This window comes from Paractinoplanes lichenicola (assembly GCF_016785085.1).
In the GTDB taxonomy this organism is placed as follows: domain Bacteria; phylum Actinomycetota; class Actinomycetes; order Mycobacteriales; family Micromonosporaceae; genus Actinoplanes; species Actinoplanes lichenicola.
Genome location: NZ_JAENHO010000025.1, coordinates 41737 through 59655, shown reverse-complemented (window position 1 = coordinate 59655; position 17919 = coordinate 41737). Strand labels below are relative to the sequence as shown.

The 17919-nt window shown below is 70.3% G+C and carries 23 protein-coding genes; 6 read left to right on the top strand and 17 right to left on the bottom strand.

Features of this window, described 5'->3' with window-relative positions; all coding sequences use genetic code 11:
* Positions 1–33: 33 nt before the first annotated feature.
* A complete protein-coding gene (locus tag JKJ07_RS47990) occupies positions 34–219 on the bottom strand; it encodes a DNA-binding protein (protein WP_184957183.1) in 186 nt (61 codons plus the stop codon).
* Between the two features lie 1437 nt (positions 220–1656).
* On the opposite strand from JKJ07_RS47990, the gene JKJ07_RS47985 reads away from it, so the two are divergent.
* Positions 1657–1854, top strand: coding sequence for a hypothetical protein (locus JKJ07_RS47985; RefSeq protein WP_203078589.1), 198 nt, complete (start codon positions 1657–1659; stop codon positions 1852–1854).
* A gap of 508 nt (positions 1855–2362) precedes the next feature.
* A complete protein-coding gene (locus tag JKJ07_RS47980) occupies positions 2363–2767 on the top strand; it encodes a GntR family transcriptional regulator (RefSeq protein ID WP_203078588.1) in 405 nt (134 codons plus the stop codon).
* A 19-nt stretch (positions 2768–2786) separates the two neighbouring features.
* Here JKJ07_RS47980 and JKJ07_RS47975 read toward each other — a convergent pair whose 3' ends face one another.
* Positions 2787–3248, bottom strand: coding sequence for a pyridoxamine 5'-phosphate oxidase family protein (locus JKJ07_RS47975; protein ID WP_203078587.1), 462 nt, complete (start codon positions 3246–3248; stop codon positions 2787–2789).
* A gap of 36 nt (positions 3249–3284) precedes the next feature.
* Positions 3285–3785 carry a DUF6636 domain-containing protein gene (locus JKJ07_RS47970; protein WP_203078586.1) on the bottom strand — a complete coding sequence of 167 codons (501 nt, stop codon included), beginning with the start codon at positions 3783–3785 and terminating at the stop codon, positions 3285–3287.
* Positions 3786–3853: 68 nt separating this feature from the next.
* Here JKJ07_RS47970 and JKJ07_RS47965 point away from each other — a divergent pair, with 68 nt between their 5' ends.
* Together JKJ07_RS47965 and JKJ07_RS47960 are read left to right on the top strand one after the other, a co-directional pair.
* On the top strand, positions 3854–4777 hold the full coding sequence (locus JKJ07_RS47965) for a tyrosine recombinase XerC (RefSeq protein ID WP_203078585.1): 924 nt from the start codon (positions 3854–3856) through the stop codon (positions 4775–4777).
* An 18-nt stretch (positions 4778–4795) separates the two neighbouring features.
* Positions 4796–5983, top strand: coding sequence for an aminotransferase class V-fold PLP-dependent enzyme (locus JKJ07_RS47960; protein ID WP_203078584.1), 1188 nt, complete (start codon positions 4796–4798; stop codon positions 5981–5983).
* 20 nt (positions 5984–6003) lie between these two features.
* Here JKJ07_RS47960 and JKJ07_RS47955 read toward each other — a convergent pair whose 3' ends face one another.
* The 13 genes from JKJ07_RS47955 to proS all read right to left on the bottom strand — a co-directional run bounded on the left by JKJ07_RS47955 (position 6004) and on the right by proS (position 14826).
* A complete protein-coding gene (locus JKJ07_RS47955) occupies positions 6004–6450 on the bottom strand; it encodes a M23 family metallopeptidase (protein ID WP_203078583.1) in 447 nt (148 codons plus the stop codon).
* A 50-nt stretch (positions 6451–6500) separates the two neighbouring features.
* Positions 6501–6827: a DUF2469 domain-containing protein gene (locus JKJ07_RS47950; protein ID WP_133874843.1), complete on the bottom strand. Its 327-nt coding sequence runs from the start codon at positions 6825–6827 to the stop codon at positions 6501–6503.
* Complete coding sequence (locus tag JKJ07_RS47945; RefSeq protein ID WP_203078582.1) at positions 6824–7657, bottom strand: ribonuclease HII; 834 nt, start codon at positions 7655–7657, stop codon at positions 6824–6826. Before JKJ07_RS47945 ends, JKJ07_RS47950 begins: the two co-directional genes overlap by 4 nt.
* Positions 7657–8103 (bottom strand): NUDIX hydrolase, encoded by a 447-nt coding sequence (locus JKJ07_RS47940; RefSeq protein ID WP_203078581.1) that lies wholly within the window; start codon positions 8101–8103, stop codon positions 7657–7659. The genes JKJ07_RS47945 and JKJ07_RS47940 overlap by 1 nt, the downstream gene beginning before the upstream one ends.
* Before the next feature lie 44 nt (positions 8104–8147).
* Positions 8148–8789 (bottom strand): signal peptidase I, encoded by a 642-nt coding sequence (gene lepB, locus JKJ07_RS47935; protein ID WP_203078580.1) that lies wholly within the window; start codon positions 8787–8789, stop codon positions 8148–8150.
* Entirely contained in the window at positions 8786–9682 is an 897-nt protein-coding gene (lepB, locus tag JKJ07_RS47930) for a signal peptidase I (RefSeq protein ID WP_203078579.1), read from the bottom strand. The genes lepB (JKJ07_RS47935) and lepB (JKJ07_RS47930) overlap by 4 nt, the downstream gene beginning before the upstream one ends.
* Positions 9683–9838: 156 nt before the next feature.
* The gene (gene rplS / locus JKJ07_RS47925; RefSeq protein WP_203078578.1) at positions 9839–10195 is read right to left on the bottom strand and encodes a 50S ribosomal protein L19; all 357 of its coding nucleotides are present in this window, start codon (positions 10193–10195) and stop codon (positions 9839–9841) included.
* Between the two features lie 124 nt (positions 10196–10319).
* Positions 10320–11078 carry a tRNA (guanosine(37)-N1)-methyltransferase TrmD gene (trmD, locus tag JKJ07_RS47920; RefSeq protein WP_203078577.1) on the bottom strand — a complete coding sequence of 253 codons (759 nt, stop codon included), beginning with the start codon at positions 11076–11078 and terminating at the stop codon, positions 10320–10322.
* Positions 11078–11641 (bottom strand): ribosome maturation factor RimM, encoded by a 564-nt coding sequence (gene rimM / locus JKJ07_RS47915; protein WP_203078576.1) that lies wholly within the window; start codon positions 11639–11641, stop codon positions 11078–11080. Before rimM ends, trmD begins: the two co-directional genes overlap by 1 nt.
* 40 nt (positions 11642–11681) lie before the next feature.
* The gene (locus JKJ07_RS47910; protein ID WP_014447131.1) at positions 11682–11939 is read right to left on the bottom strand and encodes an RNA-binding protein; all 258 of its coding nucleotides are present in this window, start codon (positions 11937–11939) and stop codon (positions 11682–11684) included.
* Positions 11917–12432, bottom strand: a complete 516-nt coding sequence (gene rpsP, locus JKJ07_RS47905; protein WP_203078575.1) for a 30S ribosomal protein S16 — start codon at positions 12430–12432, stop codon at positions 11917–11919. The genes JKJ07_RS47910 and rpsP overlap by 23 nt, the downstream gene beginning before the upstream one ends.
* 331 nt (positions 12433–12763) lie before the next feature.
* Positions 12764–13420, bottom strand: coding sequence for a ribonuclease FAU-1 family protein (locus JKJ07_RS47900; protein ID WP_203078574.1), 657 nt, complete (start codon positions 13418–13420; stop codon positions 12764–12766).
* Positions 13420–14826: a proline--tRNA ligase gene (proS, locus tag JKJ07_RS47895; protein WP_203078573.1), complete on the bottom strand. Its 1407-nt coding sequence runs from the start codon at positions 14824–14826 to the stop codon at positions 13420–13422. Before proS ends, JKJ07_RS47900 begins: the two co-directional genes overlap by 1 nt.
* Before the next feature lie 76 nt (positions 14827–14902).
* Here proS and JKJ07_RS47890 point away from each other — a divergent pair, with 76 nt between their 5' ends.
* Together JKJ07_RS47890 and JKJ07_RS47885 are read left to right on the top strand one after the other, a co-directional pair.
* Positions 14903–15415, top strand: a complete 513-nt coding sequence (locus tag JKJ07_RS47890; protein WP_203078572.1) for a SigE family RNA polymerase sigma factor — start codon at positions 14903–14905, stop codon at positions 15413–15415.
* Positions 15405–16823, top strand: coding sequence for an outer membrane protein assembly factor BamB family protein (locus tag JKJ07_RS47885; protein WP_203078571.1), 1419 nt, complete (start codon positions 15405–15407; stop codon positions 16821–16823). The genes JKJ07_RS47890 and JKJ07_RS47885 overlap by 11 nt, the downstream gene beginning before the upstream one ends.
* Positions 16824–16829: 6 nt before the next feature.
* On the opposite strand, the gene JKJ07_RS47880 is transcribed toward JKJ07_RS47885, so the two are convergent.
* Complete coding sequence (locus JKJ07_RS47880; RefSeq protein ID WP_203078570.1) at positions 16830–17909, bottom strand: amidohydrolase family protein; 1080 nt, start codon at positions 17907–17909, stop codon at positions 16830–16832.
* Between the last annotated feature and the right edge of the window lie 10 nt (positions 17910–17919).

Sequence of the window (17919 nt, the reverse complement as noted above, 5' to 3'; positions counted from 1 at the left end):
CTCTCTCCTGTCCCGCCGGCGCTCGGCCGAGGGTCAGTCCTCCGAGTCGTCCAGATCGCGGCGGTGCACCTTCATCCACGCCTCGACGTCGTCGGCCGCCCAGACTTTGCCCTGGGCCAGGTCGGCGATGGGCTTGGGGAAGTCGGCACGGCTGGTGATCTGGTACGCACGCTGCCGGCTCACCCCACCCAAGCGGATGCGGATCTCGTGTGCCCCCATGAGCCGGATCGGTTTCGCTGCCACATGATCGACCGTAGGCGCGAGACTATTAGTCAATCATCAAGTTGCTAGGAGACAGCTAGTCGTATGTCACCTATACTGTTCCCATGACTAGGCGTCGCCAGACAACGCAGCCCGTGCCGGTCGACCCCACCCATCGACGCATGTGGCAGTCGTTCTGGCGACGATGCACCTGCGGCTTGTCCGCGCCGTGCGTCGACGCCCTCGTCCCCGCGACGCCGCTCCCCTTTCCTCCTCGCGGCGTCCTCCCCGTGCCGGACCTCTCCCCGCCCTCACCAGCCCCCGTGCCAGACCTTTCCCCGCCCTCACCAGCCCCCGTGACGGAAAGGAGGTACAGCTACGAAGAACTCATGAGACCGGGCACGACAGAGAGCGATCCCACAGCTCTGTCAAGCTGCTCGCCCGGCGGCACCCACTCTCCCGCGCGGAGACCCCAGAAGCCGCCGGGCAGCAGCGGCCCGCGCTGCAGCTGGCCCTTACGCTCGCCCACGCGGCGAAACGGCCGGCCACGCGTCTGCGGAGTCATCAAAACACCATCGGGGGCGGCCGCCGCCGTCCCGAGTCCACCGGCGGCGGCCGAGCCACCAGTGACCAGCCGGTCTTGATCGGCGACGGGCGCTTGGCCTGACTTACCCCACGCGCGACCGCGGACGGCTCCAAGAGGCGGGAGACGTTCGCCGCGCGCGTGGCCATGCGGTGTTCTGCGCCGTCGGATGGCGGAGCAACCAGGCAGCGGCGCCGGCCGGGCGTCGACTACGGCCACGTGCGACGGGACGACCCATCGGCGCTGCAGCTCCAGGCGGCTCCTGGATCGCCGCATCGATCGGCGAGCGGTTCCGATCCGGCCCGTTGGCTCGGACAGCAGCACCACCCGAAGCAGGGTGCATTGGGGGAACCGTGATGACTTCAAACGACCCGCCGCCGAACCCACCCGATCCGCCCGTCCCTGAGGGCTCCGGGCCGGACGGAGCCGGCGATCCCGGGACGGCCGCGGAGGCACGGACGTCCGGGAAGACGCGAACGCCGGAGGAGGCGGGAGCGGAACGGATACTTGGGGAGGCGCTGAGGATCGGGGAAATGGCGAAGCGCGCGGGGGCGCGAAGTTCTGACCAGCTACAAGCGAGGGAACGGGCGGGGCAAGCTCGGTCGGCGGGCCAAGGGCGGACGCCGCGGCAGGCCCAGGAGACCAAGCCTTCGGTGGCGGTGCGGAACTCGGCGGGGGCCAAAGCGGGCAGGAGTTCGAGGGCGTCCGCGGACGGTAAGAACTCCGCGTCGGACGAGCGGGCGGCGCCGAGGAAGACGGCGCCGGTGCACTTGAATCGTCGGCCCGGGTGGGACTGTTCGGTCTGCGGGGATCCGTGGCCCTGTGGGGTCGCGCGGACGAAGTTGCTCGAGGAAGCTCGGAACTTTCCGTCGGTGTTGACGATCTATCTGAGCGCTCAGATGTATGACGCGCTCGGGGACCTGATCTCTGCCGGGCAAATGGCGCCTGGGGATCTCTTTGAGCGCTTCATCGGCTGGGCCCGCAGAGCCGCCATCTATCCGGATGACCCCTACCGCGGGGAACGCCACGGCCAGCCGAGAACGGATCATCAGGACGGGTTCGTGGCTTAGCGGACCGGCAGCCACCGCGTGGCGCTGAGGACGGGCCGCGCGGTGACTGACGGGGTCGCGCGTTGGCTGAGGACGGGGCCGCGCGGCGGCTGACGGGGCCGCGCGGTGACTGAGGACGGGGCCGCGCGGCGGCTGACGGGGCCGCGCGGTGGCTGACCGTCGGAAGCGAAGAGTTCGAGTCGACGGCACCACAGGCGACGACGTGGCCGGGGTCAAGGCAGCGCGAGGCACAGGGTCTCTGCCCGGGCGGCCCTCAGTGGGGCTGGAGTCGGCGGCAGCGCCGACGGCCCGCAGGGCGCGGAGTGTTCGAGTGCTCCCGGAGGAGCGGAAGAACGGGCGACGGCTGGGCCGTCCGTGGGTGCTGACGCACCCCGTTTCGCGGCTTTTACCGCCGCCCGCCCTGCCGCCCGATCAAGTCTCAGCCTTCTCAGTGCGGCAGGATTATCATACCTACATGGCTTCGTACGTACAATCCGATGGAGCATCGTGGTCACGTAGACTGAGGTGCATGATCGATCCCTCCGCGGACCGTGCGGTCTTTCGCCAACTGGCTGACCTGCTCCGCAATCAGATCGAATCGGGAGAGCTGGGGCCCGGTGAGCCGCTGCCCAGCGAGCTGCGCCTCGCGCAGGAATACGGCATCAGTCGCACCACCGTCCGCCAGGCGATCGGGCAGCTGCGCACCGAGGGCCTGGTGACCGTCGATCGGCCGCGGGGCACCTTCGTGCGCGTGCCCGAGCCGACGGAGCTGATCGCGCTGGCCCGCGGCGAACGCGCCAGTGCCCGCATGCCCACGGATGCCGAGCGTCGCAAATACCGCCTCGGCGAGGGCGTGCCCGTGCTCGTGGTGACCGGCACCGACGGCACCGAGACCGTCCACCCCGCCGACCGGGTGCAGCTCACCCGTCCGTAGCAGCCCATCGAGCGGCGGGTCAGAGTCGGGTTCTGCGGGTGTGGCCGCGGCCGGTGTGCCAGGACTCGATCACCAGGTGGTCGGCGGGGACGCCCACATAGGTCAGCACCACCTCGTGGATGTCGATGCGGAACAGGCCGGCCTCGCCGTGGGGCCAGTCGGCGGGCGGCTCGATCTCGACGGCCACACCGGCCAGCTTGGCGTCGCCGGGGCCGGACTCGGGGTTGTCGGCCGGCGGTTCCAGGGTCGGCGCGTGCATGGCCAGCCGGGGGTCGCGGCGGACGTCATGCAGTTTCATCGAGCCGGCCATCATGCCGAACGTCAGCTCGCCGTTCTCAAATTTGGCCTCATTCGCGCTGATGCGGGGGGAGCCGTCGCGGCGGAGGGTGGCGATCGTCTTGTTGGTGCCCGCGTCGAACAGGGCCCGCACCCGCTCGGCGAAGGCGGGCGCATCCTTCTCGATCTCATGCCAGCTAGCCATGACCGAGACGCTAGACCGGGGGTACGACAAGAACGCTCAGAACACCGTGTAGTTCGCCGTGGCCAGCGTGAAGCCGTGGCCGGTGTCCACGTCTCGGCACTTCAGCCCGCTGCTGGCGCTGTCGCAGCGGACCGTCCCGGCGCGGATGGCCTCGCCGTACTCCAGGGTGATGCGGGCCGAGCCCAGGACGGTGTCGCTCGCGCAGGTGAAGGTGACCTTGCCGCCCGTGACGACCAGCCCGTTGCCCCAGTCGAAATCGCAGTCGGCCGGTTCCGGGGGCGGCGCCCACGACTTCTTGGCGATGTCGCACCGCACCTCCGACGACGTCAGCGCACACACGATGTTCTTCGACGGCGTCTGGAACATCTCCTCGGTCACCGACTGGGCCGCCGGCTCGGGGCCGCCGAACCCGGCTTTGGCCGAGGGCGGGGCGGTGACCGGGGTCGGGGTCGGGGTCGGTGAGCCCCCGCCGAGCACGGAACAGCCGGAGAGCACGCCCAACAGGGCCGGCACGAGGATGCCGCGGATCGTTGCCATGGTGAGGGCAGTCTAGAAACGCCGGACAAGAGCTTGACGATCACCCGCGGAACGAAGAACGTCGACACGTGGGAACCCGCGAGACGCACGAACGACTGCCACCGGAGCTGCGCACGGCGGTCGACGAGTTCGGTCACCATCTGGCCCGGGTCGACGACCGCTCGGCCGAGACCGTACGCGCGTATCTGGGCGACGTCGTCTCGCTGCTCGACCACGCGGCCGATTCGGGCGTCACCACGCTGGCCGAGCTCGACATCGTGCTGCTGCGGGGCTGGCTCGCGGCCCGCATGCGGCAGGGCGCCGCCCGTACGTCCCAGGCCCGCCGGGCGGCCGCGGCCCGCGCGTTCACCGCGTGGGCGTTCCGCTCGGCCCGGATCGCGACCGACCCCGGGGCGCATCTGGCCAGCCCCAAGGCTCACCGCACCCTGCCCACGGTGCTGCGCGCCGACCAGGCCGCGGCGCTGGTGGAGCCGGCGAAGGAGGAGACCCCCGAGAGCCTGCGCGACCGAGCCGTGCTGGAGCTGCTCTACGCCACGGGCGTACGGGTCAGTGAGCTCTGCGGTCTCGACCAGGCCGACCTGGACGAGGCGAGGCGGGTCGTACGGGTCTTCGGCAAGGGCGCCAAGGAACGGGCCGTCCCGTACGGGATCCCGGCTCAGCAGGCCCTCGACGCCTATCGCAAGCACGCCCGCCCGCTGCTGGCCGTCAAGACCAGCGGCGACGCCCTCTTCCTGGGGGTCAAGGGCGGCCGCCTGCAGCAGACGGTCGTGCGCCGGATCGTGGCCGCCGCCGCCCGCGCGGCCGGGCTCCCCCACACCAGCCCGCACGACCTGCGCCACTCGGCCGCCACCCACCTGCTCGACGGCGGCGCCGACCTGCGCGCGGTGCAGGATCTGCTGGGTCACGCCTCGCTGTCGAGCACGCAGATCTACACCCACGTGTCCACGGAGCGCCTGCGTGCGGCGTTCAAACAGGCGCACCCGCGGGCCTGACCCCGTACGATCGCAAGGGTGAGCGCCGGAGAACCGCCCGCCCCCATCCCAGGCGCCCGCCTTCTGTTCTCGCTCGACCCGGGTGTGTCCTATCTCAACCACGGCTCGTTCGGCGCCGTGCCGATCGGGGTGCAGCGGGCCCAGCAGCGCCTGCGCGACGAGATCGAGTCGAACCCGCTGCGCTTCTTCGCCCAGGGCCTGAGCGACCGGATCATCCATACCCGACGCCATCTGGCCGCCTTCCTCGGCGCCGATCCCGAGGTCAGCGCGCTGGTGCCGAACACGACGGCGGCCGCCTCGCTGGTGCTGCAGTCGGTCAAGCTCGAGCCGGCCGACGAGGTGCTGCTCACCGACCACGCGTACGGCGCCGTGGCGATGGCCGCCCGTCGCCGGTGCCGCCGGGCCGGCGCGACCGTGCGGACCGTCGCGCTGCCGATGGGCGCCACCGACGCCGAGCTGGTCAGCCGGGTGCGTTCCGCGTTGCGCCCGGGCCGCACCAAGTTGCTGATCATCGACCAGATCGCCTCGGCCACCGCCACCACCTTCCCCGTACGCGAGATCGCCGCCGCCGCGCACGAGCACGAGATCCCGGTCATGGTCGACGCGGCGCACGTGCCCGGCATGCTGCTGGTCGACGTGGCGTCGATCGGGGCCGACTTCTGGGTGGGCAACCTGCACAAGTGGGCCTTCGCCCCGCGCGGCACGGCGCTGCTCTCGGTGGCCCCCGAGTGGCGCCGCAAGATGGAGCCGCTGGTCGTCTCGTGGGATCAGGAGCAGGGCTTCCCGCACGCCGTGGAGTCGCAGGGCACGCTCGACTACACGCCCTGGCTGACCTCGCCGACCGGTCTGTTCACGCTGCGCACCCTGGGCTGGGAGGAGGTGCGGGCGCACAACTCGGCGCTCGCCGGCTACGGCCAGCGGGTGGTCGGCGAGGCGCTGAACGTGCCCGTGGCCGAGCTGCCCCGGCCCGGCGACCCCGACCTGGCGATGCGGATCGTGCCGCTGCCGGCCGGCCTGGCCACCACCCCGCCCGAGGCGCAGGCGCTGCGGCAGCACATCGCCGACAAGCTGGCCGTGGAGACCGCGGTGAACGCGTGGGGCGGCCGGGGCCTGCTGCGGCTGAGCGCCCAGGTCTACAACCGGCCGGAAGAATACGACCGGTTCGCCGAGCGCCTCCCCCAGCTGCTGCACGACTATCGCCGCTGAGACGAGCGGCTGCCGCACCACTATTGCCGCCGAGCAGCGGAGCCGACGGGCAGCAGCCGCACCTTGCCCAGCCCGAGCAGAGCCAGCGGGTCGAGATAGAGCGACCCGCGGCGCAGCCCCCAATGCAGGCAGGCCGCCGCGGGGCAGCCCGGATGCCCGGCCTCGAGGCGCCCGATCGGGTCGCCCTGGGCCACCGAGTCGCCCACGGCGACGGTGGCGGTGACCGGCTCGTACGTGGTGCGCAGCCCGCCTGCGTGGGCCACGCTGACGACCCCGCGCCCGGCGACCAGGCCCGCGAAGAGCACCGTGCCGGGCCCGGCCGACCGCACCACGGTCAGCGGCGGACCCGCGAGATCGACCCCGCGATGCCCGGCCAGCCAGGGCTGGGCCGGCGGATCAAAGGGGCGCGTGACGTCGGGCGGCGCGACGGGCCACCCGAACAACAGAACAGCGAGCAGCAGAACCATGCCGAGGAATCTGCCGCATCAGGACCGGGAAAAACGGCCCTGTGGATAACTCAGCTGCCGCCGAAGCCGGGCTCGTCGGGCAGCGAGATGTCGGGCTTCTCGAGCTCCTCGACGTTCACGTCCTTGAACGTCATCACCCGCACGTTCTTGACGAACCGGGCCGGGCGATACATGTCCCAGACCCAGGCGTCGTGCATCTCGACCTCGAAATACACCTCGCCGTCGGAGTTGCGCACGTGCAGGTCGACCTGATTGGCCAGGTAGAACCGGCGCTCCGTCTCCACCACGTAGGAGAACTGGCGGACGATGTCGCGGTACTCCCGGTAGAGCTGCAGCTCCATCTCGGTCTCGTACTTCTCGAGATCCTCTGCGCTCATCGCTTCTCGCCCTCCATGGCCTCATCTTCCCCCACCGACGGCGACGTCCGAGGCTGGTCGCCCGACGCCACGCCGACGGTACCCCCAGGGGTCTCCGGAAGCACGAGGGACGTGCTGTCGGATGCATCAAAGAGTACTGGCTGGGCCTGCACGGGGCGGCGGGCCCGCGGCGGCCGGTTGCCCCGCCCGGAGGCGGCGGCCACGTTCACATAAGAGAACCTGTGCTCGGCGCACGGCCCGTGCTGCTTGAGCGCGGCGCTGTGCTCGTCGGTGATGTAGCCCTTGTGCACGGCGAACCCGTACGCCGGGAACTGGTCGTGCATCTCCACCATGATGCGATCCCGGGTGACCTTGGCGAGCACGCTGGCCGCGGCCACGCAGGCAGCGACCCGGTCGCCCTTCCACACCGCGAGGCCGGGCACGCCCAGGCCGTCGACCGGGAAGCCGTCGGTCAGCACGTATTCGGGTGGGGTGGTCAGCGAGGCGAGCGCCCGGCGCATGGCGGCCAGGTTGCAGACGTGCAGGCCGCGCGCGTCGACCTCGGTGGCCGGCACGATCACCACCGACCAGGCCAGCGCGCGCTCGACCACCTGCTCGTAGACGCGCTCGCGGGCGGCCGGGGTGAGCAGCTTGGAGTCGGCCAGCTCGTCGATCTCGCCGCGCTTGCCCTCGGGCAGCAGGGCGGCCGCGGCCACGAGCGGCCCGGCGCACGCGCCCCGGCCGGCCTCGTCGGCGCCGGCCACGTGCCGGAAGCCGCGGCGCTGCAGGGCCCGCTCGAGCGCGTAGAGCCCGCCCTCGCGGCGGACCACTGTGCGAGGTGGGGCCAGCATCAGGGAACCCGCCGCAACAGCTCGGGCAGCTCGACCGGGAAGATCGACTCGGCGCTGGCCTCGATCTCGTCGGCCGACCACCAGCGGTGCGCGGTGATGGTCGCCTTCTCCTCGGCGTCCATGCCGGCCGTGTCGACCTGCCACTCGGGCACCCGCAGGACGAAGAAGTCTTGCTCCTGGCGGTAGTCGCGGGCGTCGTAACTGAACTCGGCGACGTGGCGGAAGACCGGCTCGCCCAGCTCGGCCGGGTCGACCTGGAGGCCGATCTCCTCCAAGAGCTCGCGGGCGGCGCCCTCAGCGGGCGTCTCGTCGCTTTCCAGCCCGCCGCCGGGGGTGAACCACCAACTCGTGCCGGGCCGGGCCGGATCGCCGCCGTAGAGCAGCAGGGCCCGGCCGGCCGAGTCGACGAGCAGCACGCGGGCGGCGCGGCGTTGGACAACGGTCACGCGCTCAAGCCTATTGCGCCGGAGGTGGATCTTACGACCGAGGGTTACTTGGGATCGGGGATCGCGCTGAAGCCGTCCGGCACGGAGAGCCACGTGGCCCGTCCGACCGGCCAGAACACGGTGAACGCGCGGCCGACGATCGAATCCTCGGGGATCGTCGCCTCCATCACGTTGTTGTCACTGTCCTGGTAGTGCTCGAGCGAGTCGCCTGACGCCGAGCGGTGGTCGCCCATCACCCAGAGCCGGTCGGCCGGGACGGTGACCTCGAAGTCCTCATCGGCGGGCGCGTCCTGCTCGCCGGCCTCGTTCTTGAAGATGTACGGCTCGTCGAGCAGAACGCCGTTGATCTTGAGCTTGTTGTCGGAAGCCTTGAACGAGATCTGGTCGCCCGGGACGCCGATGATCCGCTTGATGAAGTCTTCGCCCTCGGCGCCCGACTGCCACTGCGAGGGCGCCTCGAAGACGATGATCTCGCCGCGGCGGGGCTCGCGGAAGTCGTAGACCAGCTTGTTGACGAGCACCCGGTCGAGCACGTTGAGCGTGTGCTCCATGGACGGCGACGGGATGTAGAACGTCTGCAGCACGAAAGCGCGCACCAGCACGGCGACCAGAACCGCCACGCCCAGCAGGATCGGTAGCTCGCGCCAGAAGGAGCTCTTGCGCTTCTCGGTCTGCTCGTCAATCACGAGGGGAGCCTACGTCGCCGGGTCCCGAACGGCAGTCCGGAACGCGCGGATAACGCCGCACTTAACAGAAACGGGAGGGCGAAAACCTCGGTGGCCGGATCGTCCTTCCGCATCGGCTCGAGCGCCGGGGCGGCCGCGGTCGGGTGGTCGGCGGCGTACGCCTTCCACACGTCGGGCACGGAGAGGCTGGTGAACCGGTTGCTGGGCCAGACGATGACGAATGCCCGCCCGATGATGTTGCTGATCGGCACCGGGCCCTGGCACCGCGCGTCCTGCGAGACCTGTCGGTGATCGCCCATGATGAACATCTCACCGTCCGGGACGATCACCTCGGTGAACTGCCGGCTGGTGCACTGGTTCGGGTTGGGCGGCTGGTTGAGGTCGGAGTTGAAACCGTCCGCGATGTACGGCTCGTCGATGCCGACGCCGTTGACGGTGATCCGCCCCTTGGCGTCGCAGCAGGCGACCTTGTCACCGGGCAGGCCGATCACCCGTTTGATGAAGTCGCGTTCCCCCGGGCGGCTGACGCCGACGAGGTCGCCGATCGTGCGGCCGAGCTTGGCCGCGAACGTGTTGCTGACCGGCTCGGTGACCTCGGGGGTCCAGTTCTCGTCGCCGCGGAAGACCACGATCTCGCCGCGGACGGGATCGCGCATGTCGTAGATGACCTTGTTGACCAGCACGCGATCCTTGACCAGCAGCGTGTTCTCCATCGACCCGCTGGGGATGTAGAACGCCTGCACCAGGAAGGTGCGGATCAGAACGGCCAGGCAGAAGGCCACCACCAGCAGCAGCGGCAGCTCTTGCCAGAGTGGCATCTCTTTGCGCCGGACCAATCCCCGTCGCCGCCGAGAAGCCGGGCCGTAGCCCTCCATCGGTTCCACGCTTCGCATCTCCCGCCGCCGACCGGCCGAACTACCCCGGATACAGCACTACCGCCCGAGTATTTCCCCTCGCGGGGACTTACGGGCGGTAGTACTGGAAGGGTTCACACTGATCCCATCCGGCACACGGCAAGAGTAATGCGAGTGTGCTCGGATCGATGACGATCAGACGGTCTGCTTCTCCCGAAGCTCCTTGATCTTGGCCTTCTTGCCGCGGAGCTCACGCAGGTAGTAGAGCTTGGCGCGACGGACGTCACCGCGGCTCACGACCTCGATCTTGTCGATCGCCGGGCTGTTGATCGGGTAGGTCCGCTCGACACCGACGCCGAAGCTGATCTTCCGGACCTTGAAGGTCTCGCGGAGGCCGGCACCCTGGCGACCGATCACGACGCCCTGGAAGACCTGGACGCGGGAACGGTTACCTTCGACGACCCGGGCGTGCACCTTGACGGTGTCGCCGGCCCGGAAGGCGGGAATGTCGGTGCGCTGCGACTGGGCGTCGAGAGCGTCCAGCGTGTTCATCGCTGCATCCTCGTTCTCTGTAGCGCACCGGGAGTTCGATGCGCGCAGGGGTACTTCTGATCTTCCTCGAGTTCAGAAGATCCTCGACTCCGCTCCACGGCGTGGGGCGAAATCGGCAACCTCCCTACTTTGCCACAGAGGGAGGCGTGATCTGAAATCCACCCTCGTCGAGGGCCTTCCTGTCCGCTTTGTCCAAATGATCGAGCGGGTACGCCGCCATCATGTCGGGCCGCCGGGACGCCGTACGGGAAAGGCTCTGATCCCGCCGCCAGCGAGCGATCCGGCCGTGGTCACCGGAGCGCAGGATGTCCGGCACCTCCCGGTCGCGCCACGAGGCCGGCTTCGTGTAGACCGGCGCCTCGAGCAGCCCCGCCGCGTGCGACTCCTCGGTCAGCGAGTCGGCGTTGCCGAGCACCCCGGGCAGTAACCGGGTGATCGCTTCCATGATCACAATGACCGCGACCTCGCCGCCGAACAGCACGTAGTCGCCCAGCGAGACCTCGCGCACGGGCATCCGGGACGCCGCGTCGTCGATCACGCGCTGGTCGATGCCCTCGTACCGCCCGCAGGCGAAGATCAAATGCTCGAGCGCGGCCAGCTCGTACGCGTCGGCCTGCGTGAACGGCTTCCCCACGGGCGACGGCACCACGAGCGTGCCCGGGCCCACCGCGTCGAGCGCCTGCCCCCACGGCTCGGGCCGCATGACCATGCCCGGCCCACCCCCGTACGGGGTGTCGTCGACGGTTCTGTGCACGTCCGACGTCCAGGTGCGCAGATCGTGCACGGACAGGTCGAGCAGCCCGGTCGTGCGCGCCTTGCCGATCAGCGACAGCTCGAGCGGGGCGAAGTAGTCCGGGAAGATCGAGATGATGTCGACGCGCACTACAGATCCAGCAGCCCCTCGGGCAGGTCGACCACGATCCTGCCCCCGGCGACGTCCACGGAGGGCACGATCGCGCTCACGAAGGGGATCAGCGCCGTGCCCCCGGCCGCCTTCTTGAGCACGATCAGATCCGAGGCGGGCGCGTGTTCGATCCGCTCCACCGACCCGTGCACCGTGCCGTCGGCCGACTCGACCCGCAGGCCGACCAGCTGGTGGTCGTGGAACTCGTCGGGATCGTCCGGCGGCGTCAACGAACCGCTGTCGACCTGCAGAAACACGCCGCGCAGCTCCTCGGCGAGGTTGCGGTCGTAGATGTCGGAGAAGAGCGCGATGCCGCGGCCCTGATGCCAGCGGATGGTCTCGAGCGTGAGCTGCTTCGGCACCTCGAAACGAACCCCCGGAGCGGCCGCCGGGCCGGTGCTCACGCGGCGGACCCGAGGGACCTCCGTCACGAACACCGACCCGGGGACGAAACGTTCTTCCGGTTCGTCGGTCCGCACGACCACCGAGACCTCGCCCCGGATGCCGTGCGGTTTGCCGATCTGGCCGACTACAAGGAGCACTCAAACTTCCTTTGCATTACGGCGAAGCCGTTTCGGAAGCTCAGTAGGCGTCGACGATGTCGACGCGGATGCCGCGCCCACCGATCGACCCGATGACCTGCCGCAGGGCCTTGGCCGTGCGTCCGCCGCGCCCGATGACCGTACCGAGGTCCTCCGGGTGCACACGGACCTCGAGCCGCTTGCCGCGGCGCGAGTCGACCAGCCGGACCCGGACGTCGTCCGGGTTGTCGACGATGCCCTTGACGAGGTGCTCCAGCGCCGGCCGGAGCGCCCCGTCAGCTCGCGTCGGCGCCGGCACCGGCCGGGTCCTCTGCGGTCTCGGCGACGGCCTCACGGTTCGGCTCGGCCGGGTCGACGGCCTTGGTCTGCGCCGGCTTGGCCTCGGCGGCCTCCGGAGCAGCGGCGGCCTTCTTGGCCGGCTTGGTGCTCTTGGCCGGGGTCTCGGCGACACCGGCGGCCGACTTGGCCTCGGCCTCGTAGATCTCGGTGCGGCTCTGCTTCGGCTCCTTGACGAGCAGCGGCGGCGGGGCGGGGAGGCCCTTGAACTGCTGCCAGTCGCCGGTCTTCTCGAGGATGCGCTGCACGGCCTCGCTCGGCTGCGCGCCGACCGACAGCCAGTACTGCACACGCTCGGACTTCACCTGGATGACCGAGGGGTGTTCCTTCGGCTGGTAGATGCCGACGTACTCGATGGCGCGGCCGTCGCGCTTGGTGCGCGAGTCGGCGACGACGATGCGGTACTGCGGGTTGCGGATCTTGCCCATCCGCAGGAGCCGGATCTTAACGGCCACGGTTCTCTTCGCTCCTGAATGACTGCGTGGTTGAGAATGGGCTCCCCCGTGGGGACAGAGCAGCCGTCGTCTCGAGGACTGGCAACGCAGGAGGGGTTAGAGGGCGCCTCACGCGAGCCGGATACCAGAGGACCATTCTGCCAGACGAGAGGGGGTGACTCCCAATCGGGTCAAGAAAAGGAACGATCAAGGGCAAAATGCCGATGTCCCGGCGGGGTGGGGGGTTGCAGACCGTCGCTCCCGCGGGGACCCAGGCGGGATTCGCTGGCCGCTACGCGTCCAGAACGCGAAGCCCACCCGGGCGACCTGCGTAAATGGTTGCGCTCGAAAGTCAAACCCGGGCGACAACGGGACGATCCCAGCCGGGCGGCAATTCCGTCGGGGTGGGCCAGGACGGGTCGGGGTGGAAGTCGGTCCACGTGCCGTCGAACGGGAAGTCGGCGGCCTCGATCATCTTGATGACGCGGAAGCCCTCGGACCAGACTGCCTGCTCGTCGGGGACCCAGTAGAGGTCGGGGTGGGCCAGGCGTTCGGCGAACTCGTCCTCGTCCTTCCACTGCCACTGGAGATCAGGGGTGGCGACGATGTCCAAGTCCTGGTCGACGACGTCGAAGCCGGCCACGGCGCCGTCGTCCCAGCGGACCGCGTGTTCTTCGAGGTTGACGTAATACCTGGTGAAGAAGCCGTCGTCGTCGCGGAAGAACCAGACCGAGTGGGCGGCGCCCGCCGGGAAGAAGCGCAGCACGCCCGGGCCGCGCCAGGTGGCGAACGTCGCCTGTTTGGGGGCCGCCTCCCACTCGGCGAACGAGGGCATGTCGCGCGGGCCGCGGCCGTCGGTGGTTGTCTCGAGCGCGACCGCCGAGCCGCGGGCCAGCCAGACCAGCAGCCCGCGGTCGTCGTCGGCCACCACCCGTACGGGATTGACGAAGCCGAGACGACCGCGGTGCGTGTCGCGATGCAGGATGAGCCGGCCGGGCTCGAAGCGCATCAGTACGAGCGGGCCAGATAGGCGACCAGGTCGGATTCCTCGTCGGAGTCGGGCATCGTGCCGTCGGGGCGGGTCAGGCAGCGGACCGTGACGGCCTTGCCGTTGGCCGCCTTCTCGCCCTCCTCGCCGACCGCCGACCACGGCACCCGGGCCCAGCCGGTCTGCGCCGCCTCGATCGCCTCGTCGAGCGTCTTGACCTCGACCGTGTTCGCCGCGCGGAACGCCAGCGCCTCGTCGTACAGCCGCTGCTGGTCGGCCTCGAGAGCGCTGGAGACCGCGCCTGCCACCTCGGCGAGCGGCGTCGGGGTCTTCGAGCCGTCGACCCGGCGCGCGATCGTGACGCTGCCGTTGGCCAGGTCACGCGGCCCGACCTCGATGCGGATCGGGACGCCCTGCAGCTCGGCGTCGACGGCCCGGCGGCCGAACGGGATGTCGGCCCGGTCGTCGAGCTTCACCCGTACGCCGGCGCTCTTGAGCTCGTCGCGGAGCTTGCCCGCCGCCTCGGCGACACCCTCGCCCGCCTTGACCACCATGACCTGCACCTGGATCGGGGCCAGCCGCGGCGGCAGGCGCAGCCCGTTGTCGTCGCCGTGCACCATGATCAAGCCGCCCACCATGCGGGTCGACGTGCCCCACGAGGTCGTCCAGGCGTGCTCGACCTTGCCCTCCTTCGACGAATACGTGATGTCAAAGGCCTTGGCGAAATTCTGGCCGAGCTCGTGCGAGGTGCCCATCTGCAGCGCCTTGGTGTCGCCCATCATGGCCTCGACGGTCATGGTGTTGGTGGCGCCGGCGAAGCGCTCGCCCTTGGTCTTGCGGCCCGGGATGACCGGGATGGCCAGCAGCTCCTCCATGAACGCCTGGTAGACGTTGCGGTGGATGTTGCGGGCGTGCTCACGCGCGAGCTGCTCGGTGGCGTGCGCGTCGTGGCCCTCCTGCCAGAGGAACTCGGTGGTGCGCAGGAAGGTGCGCGGGCGCAGCTCCCACCGCACGACGTTGGCCCACTGGTTGAGCAGCAGCGGCAGGTCACGATACGAGTCGACCCACTTGGCCATGAACTCGCCGATCACGGTCTCGCTCGTGGGCCGCACGACCAGCGGCTCGGCCAGCTGCTTGCCGCCGGCGTGGGTGACCACGGCCAGCTCTGGCGAGAAGCCCTCGACGTGGTCGGCCTCACGGCGCAGGTAGCTCTCGGGGATGAACAGCGGGAAGTAGGCGTTCTGCACGCCCTCTTCCTTGATCCGCAGGTCCATGTCGGCCTGCATGCGCTCCCAGATGGCCCAGCCGGTCGGCCGGATCACCATCGTGCCGCGCACCGGGCCGTTGTCGGCCAGCTGCGCCTTGGCGATCAGATCCTGATACCAGCGGGGGAAGTCTTCCGCACGGGGAGTGAGCACACGGGCCATGAGGCGACATCCTAGTCGCGTCCGTGCGCAACCCTGCGGGAGGGCATGTCGTGTCCTAGGTGGAAGGGCGGTGGGGATGACAACGACAGCGGACTTCGACGACTTCTACCGGGACACCTCCCGGCGCCTGGCCAGATACGCGTACGGGCTGACCGGTGACCCGGGCGACGCGCAGGACCTCGTGCAGGAGGCGTACGCGCGGGCCTGGCAGCGCTGGCGGCAGCTCGTGGATTACGAGGACCGCGAGGCCTGGTTACGGCTCGTGGTCAACCGGCTCTCGACCGACCGGTGGCGGCGCCTCGGCGTAAGACGGGCCCGGGCCGCGGCCGAACCACCACCGCAACACTCGCCACCACCCTCGGAGAACACGGTGCTGCTGATTCGCGCGATGCGCACGTTGCCGATGGTGCACCGGCGCGCCTTGGCCCTGCACTACCTGCTCGACCGGTCTGTGGCCGAGATCGCCCACGAGACCGGCGCGACGATCGGCACGGTCAAGTCGTGGCTGTCGAGGGGCCGGACCCAGCTCGCGGCCGCCCTCGGCGAGACACCCGCCCTGGCCACGAACGGAGCCGACGATGCCAACTGATCTCGACGACATCTTCGCCTCGGTCGCCCGCGAGGCCGACGCGATCCCGCTCCGCACCGCCGCCGAGGCTCGCCGGCGCGGACGGCAGCGCAGCCGCAACGGCATCGTCGCGGCGGCTGCGGCCGTGTGTGTGGTGGCCGCCGGCGTCGGCGTGCTGGCCAGTCCCGAGCGGTGGGCCGACCAGAAGACCGTCGCGCCCACACCTTCGCCCACCGTCACCAGCACCACTGTCGCGGCCGGCCCGTTGCCGATGGTGGGCAAGCCGATCCCGTACGGGCGGACGGTCAACGAGACCAGTCCGGTGATCGTGAAGGGCCGCGTCTACGACGCGTGGAAGGTCGGGGACAAGATCGCGGTCGTCGCCGCCGACGCGCGTACGGGCGAGGTCGTGTGGCGGGTCGAGGGGTTCGAGACCTCGCAGGACCTGGGCGCGTTCGTCAGCGCTACGGACGACGCGGTGCTGGTCAGCTCGGGCGGCGGACGGACCTGGGTGCTCGATCCGGCCGACGGCAGCCGGCGCTGGGACTTCACGGGCAGCCACCTGGGCGAATGGGTCGTGCACCAGCGGGTGCTGGTCCAGCGGAACGACCAGACGGGCCGAGTCGACGCCTACGAGCTGAAGACCGGACAGGAACTGTGGTCGATCGCCCCGAGCGCCGACAAGGTCGACCAGGTGCTCGGCATGCGCGTCTTCGGGCAGGAGCAGCTCCAGGACGGGTACACCGACAACCGGCTGGTGGTCGTACGGCGCTCGGGCAAGGTGGAGTTGCGCGACATCGTCAGCGGCGACGTGCAGCGGACGACGACGCCGGTCTCGCCTCCGCAGGGCGCGCCGCCCGGCTCATTGATCGCGTACGACGGCAAGCTGTACGACGACGGTCCGGGGTGCTGCGACGTCGATCCGTACCGGGTGGTCGTCACCGACCTGGGCACCGGCGCCTCGAAGAAGGTCTTCCGAGGGGAGCTCGGTCACTCGTCCGGCGGCATGGCCGTCTGCGATCCGGGCGTCTGCCTGCTCGACCGTGAGGGCGAGACGACCCGGGTGCTGTTGATCGACGCTGTACGGGGCTCAGTGCTCTGGTCGGTGCCCGGACCGAGCACCGGTTCGATCGCCGCTTACGGCCTCGACATCCTGGTCGGCGGCGAAGGCGGCCCGGCCGCCATGCTGGACGGCAACGGGCGCGAGGTGTTCCGCACCGCGGACGGGGATCTCGAGTGGCTGGACGGCGGCTATGCGGTGGTCATGCCGCCGCTGACCGGGGGCGAGGTATCGGTCGTGAACGCCCCCTACGGCGCGGTCAGCCGGCTCGGCACCCTGCCCGCGCGAACCGGCCCGTGCGTGCACACCCCCGACCGGCTCGTCTGTCCGACCGCGAAGGACGTGCGGATCTACCAGCTCAAACGATGACCGTGCTTATCGCACGACCCTGCCCTTGAGCACGATCCGGCTCGGCGCGCGGACCACTCGCAGGTCCGCGCGCGGGTCGGTCTCGTAGACGACCAGGTCGGCCAGCCCGCCCTCGACCAGCCCCGGGAAGCCCAGCCACTCGCGGGCCCGCCACGAGGCACTGGCCAGGATCTCCTCGGCGGGCAGCCCGGCCTCCTGCAAAATCAGCATCTCCTCGGCGACCAGCCCGTGCCGGATCCCGCCGCCGGCATCGGTGCCCACATAGATCGGCACCCCGGCCTCGTACGCGGCCCGGACGACCGACGGGAACCGTTCCTGCAGCGCGACCATGTGGTCGGCGTACGTGTCGAACTTGCCCCGGGCCCGATCGGCGATCCCGCCGAAGGTCCGGATGTTGATCATCGTGGGCACCAGCGCCGTGCCCCGCCGGGCCATCTCGTCGATCAGGTCGAGCGACAACCCCGTGCCGTGCTCGACCGAGTCGACCCCGGCCCGCACCATGAGCTCGACGCCCTCCTCGGAGAACGTGTGCACGGCGGCCCGCGCCCCCGCCGCGTGCGCCGCCTCGACGGCCGCCGCCATGGTGTTCGCGTCCCACGAGGGCGCCAGGTCGCCGGCGTCCCGCGAGATCCAGTCGCCGACCAGCTTGACCCACCCGTTGCCCGCCTTGGCCTGCTCGGTCACGGCGGCCCGCACGTCGGCCTCACCCTCGACCTCGACACCCACGTCACGCAGATATCGCCGCGGCGCCGCCACATGCCGGCCGGCCCGGGCCAGCCGGGGGATGCCGTCCTCATCCTCCAGCTCGGGATAGGGATAGGGCGAGCCCGCGTCGCGCAGGGCCAGAACTCCCGCGTCCCGATCGGTCGCCGCCAGCTCGCGCGCCTGATCGAGGCTGGTGATCGGCTTGGCTCCGAACGCGATCCCTAGATGACAATGCGCGTCGACCAGCCCCGGCACGATGAAACCGCCGTCACTGATCGTCTCGGCACCCCGTACGGGCTCGTAGGTGACCGTGTCCCCCACCAGCCAGAGGTCCCTGACTTCACCGTCCGGCAGAACCGCCCCACGCACATGCAACGCCATACAACAGTCC

Excerpts from the sequence above, each read along its gene's own strand:
- JKJ07_RS47885 (WP_203078571.1), top strand. The coding sequence starts at position 15,405 with ATGCCAACTGATCTCGACGACATCTTCGCCTCGGTCGCCCGCGAGGCC.
- proS (WP_203078573.1), bottom strand. The coding sequence starts at position 14,826 with ATGGCCCGTGTGCTCACTCCCCGTGCGGAAGACTTCCCCCGCTGGTAT.
- rplS (WP_203078578.1), bottom strand. The coding sequence starts at position 10,195 with ATGAACACGCTGGACGCTCTCGACGCCCAGTCGCAGCGCACCGACATT.
- JKJ07_RS47990 (WP_184957183.1), bottom strand. The coding sequence starts at position 219 with ATGGGGGCACACGAGATCCGCATCCGCTTGGGTGGGGTGAGCCGGCAG.
- JKJ07_RS47980 (WP_203078588.1), top strand. The coding sequence starts at position 2,363 with ATGATCGATCCCTCCGCGGACCGTGCGGTCTTTCGCCAACTGGCTGAC.
- JKJ07_RS47945 (WP_203078582.1), bottom strand. The coding sequence starts at position 7,657 with ATGCTGGCCCCACCTCGCACAGTGGTCCGCCGCGAGGGCGGGCTCTAC.
- JKJ07_RS47970 (WP_203078586.1), bottom strand. The coding sequence starts at position 3,785 with ATGGCAACGATCCGCGGCATCCTCGTGCCGGCCCTGTTGGGCGTGCTC.
- lepB (WP_203078579.1), bottom strand. The coding sequence starts at position 9,682 with ATGCGAAGCGTGGAACCGATGGAGGGCTACGGCCCGGCTTCTCGGCGG.
- JKJ07_RS47950 (WP_133874843.1), bottom strand. The coding sequence starts at position 6,827 with ATGAGCGCAGAGGATCTCGAGAAGTACGAGACCGAGATGGAGCTGCAG.
- JKJ07_RS47955 (WP_203078583.1), bottom strand. The coding sequence starts at position 6,450 with ATGGTTCTGCTGCTCGCTGTTCTGTTGTTCGGGTGGCCCGTCGCGCCG.
- JKJ07_RS47975 (WP_203078587.1), bottom strand. The coding sequence starts at position 3,248 with ATGGCTAGCTGGCATGAGATCGAGAAGGATGCGCCCGCCTTCGCCGAG.
- JKJ07_RS47890 (WP_203078572.1), top strand. The coding sequence starts at position 14,903 with ATGACAACGACAGCGGACTTCGACGACTTCTACCGGGACACCTCCCGG.
- JKJ07_RS47900 (WP_203078574.1), bottom strand. The coding sequence starts at position 13,420 with ATGCGCTTCGAGCCCGGCCGGCTCATCCTGCATCGCGACACGCACCGC.
- JKJ07_RS47880 (WP_203078570.1), bottom strand. The coding sequence starts at position 17,909 with ATGGCGTTGCATGTGCGTGGGGCGGTTCTGCCGGACGGTGAAGTCAGG.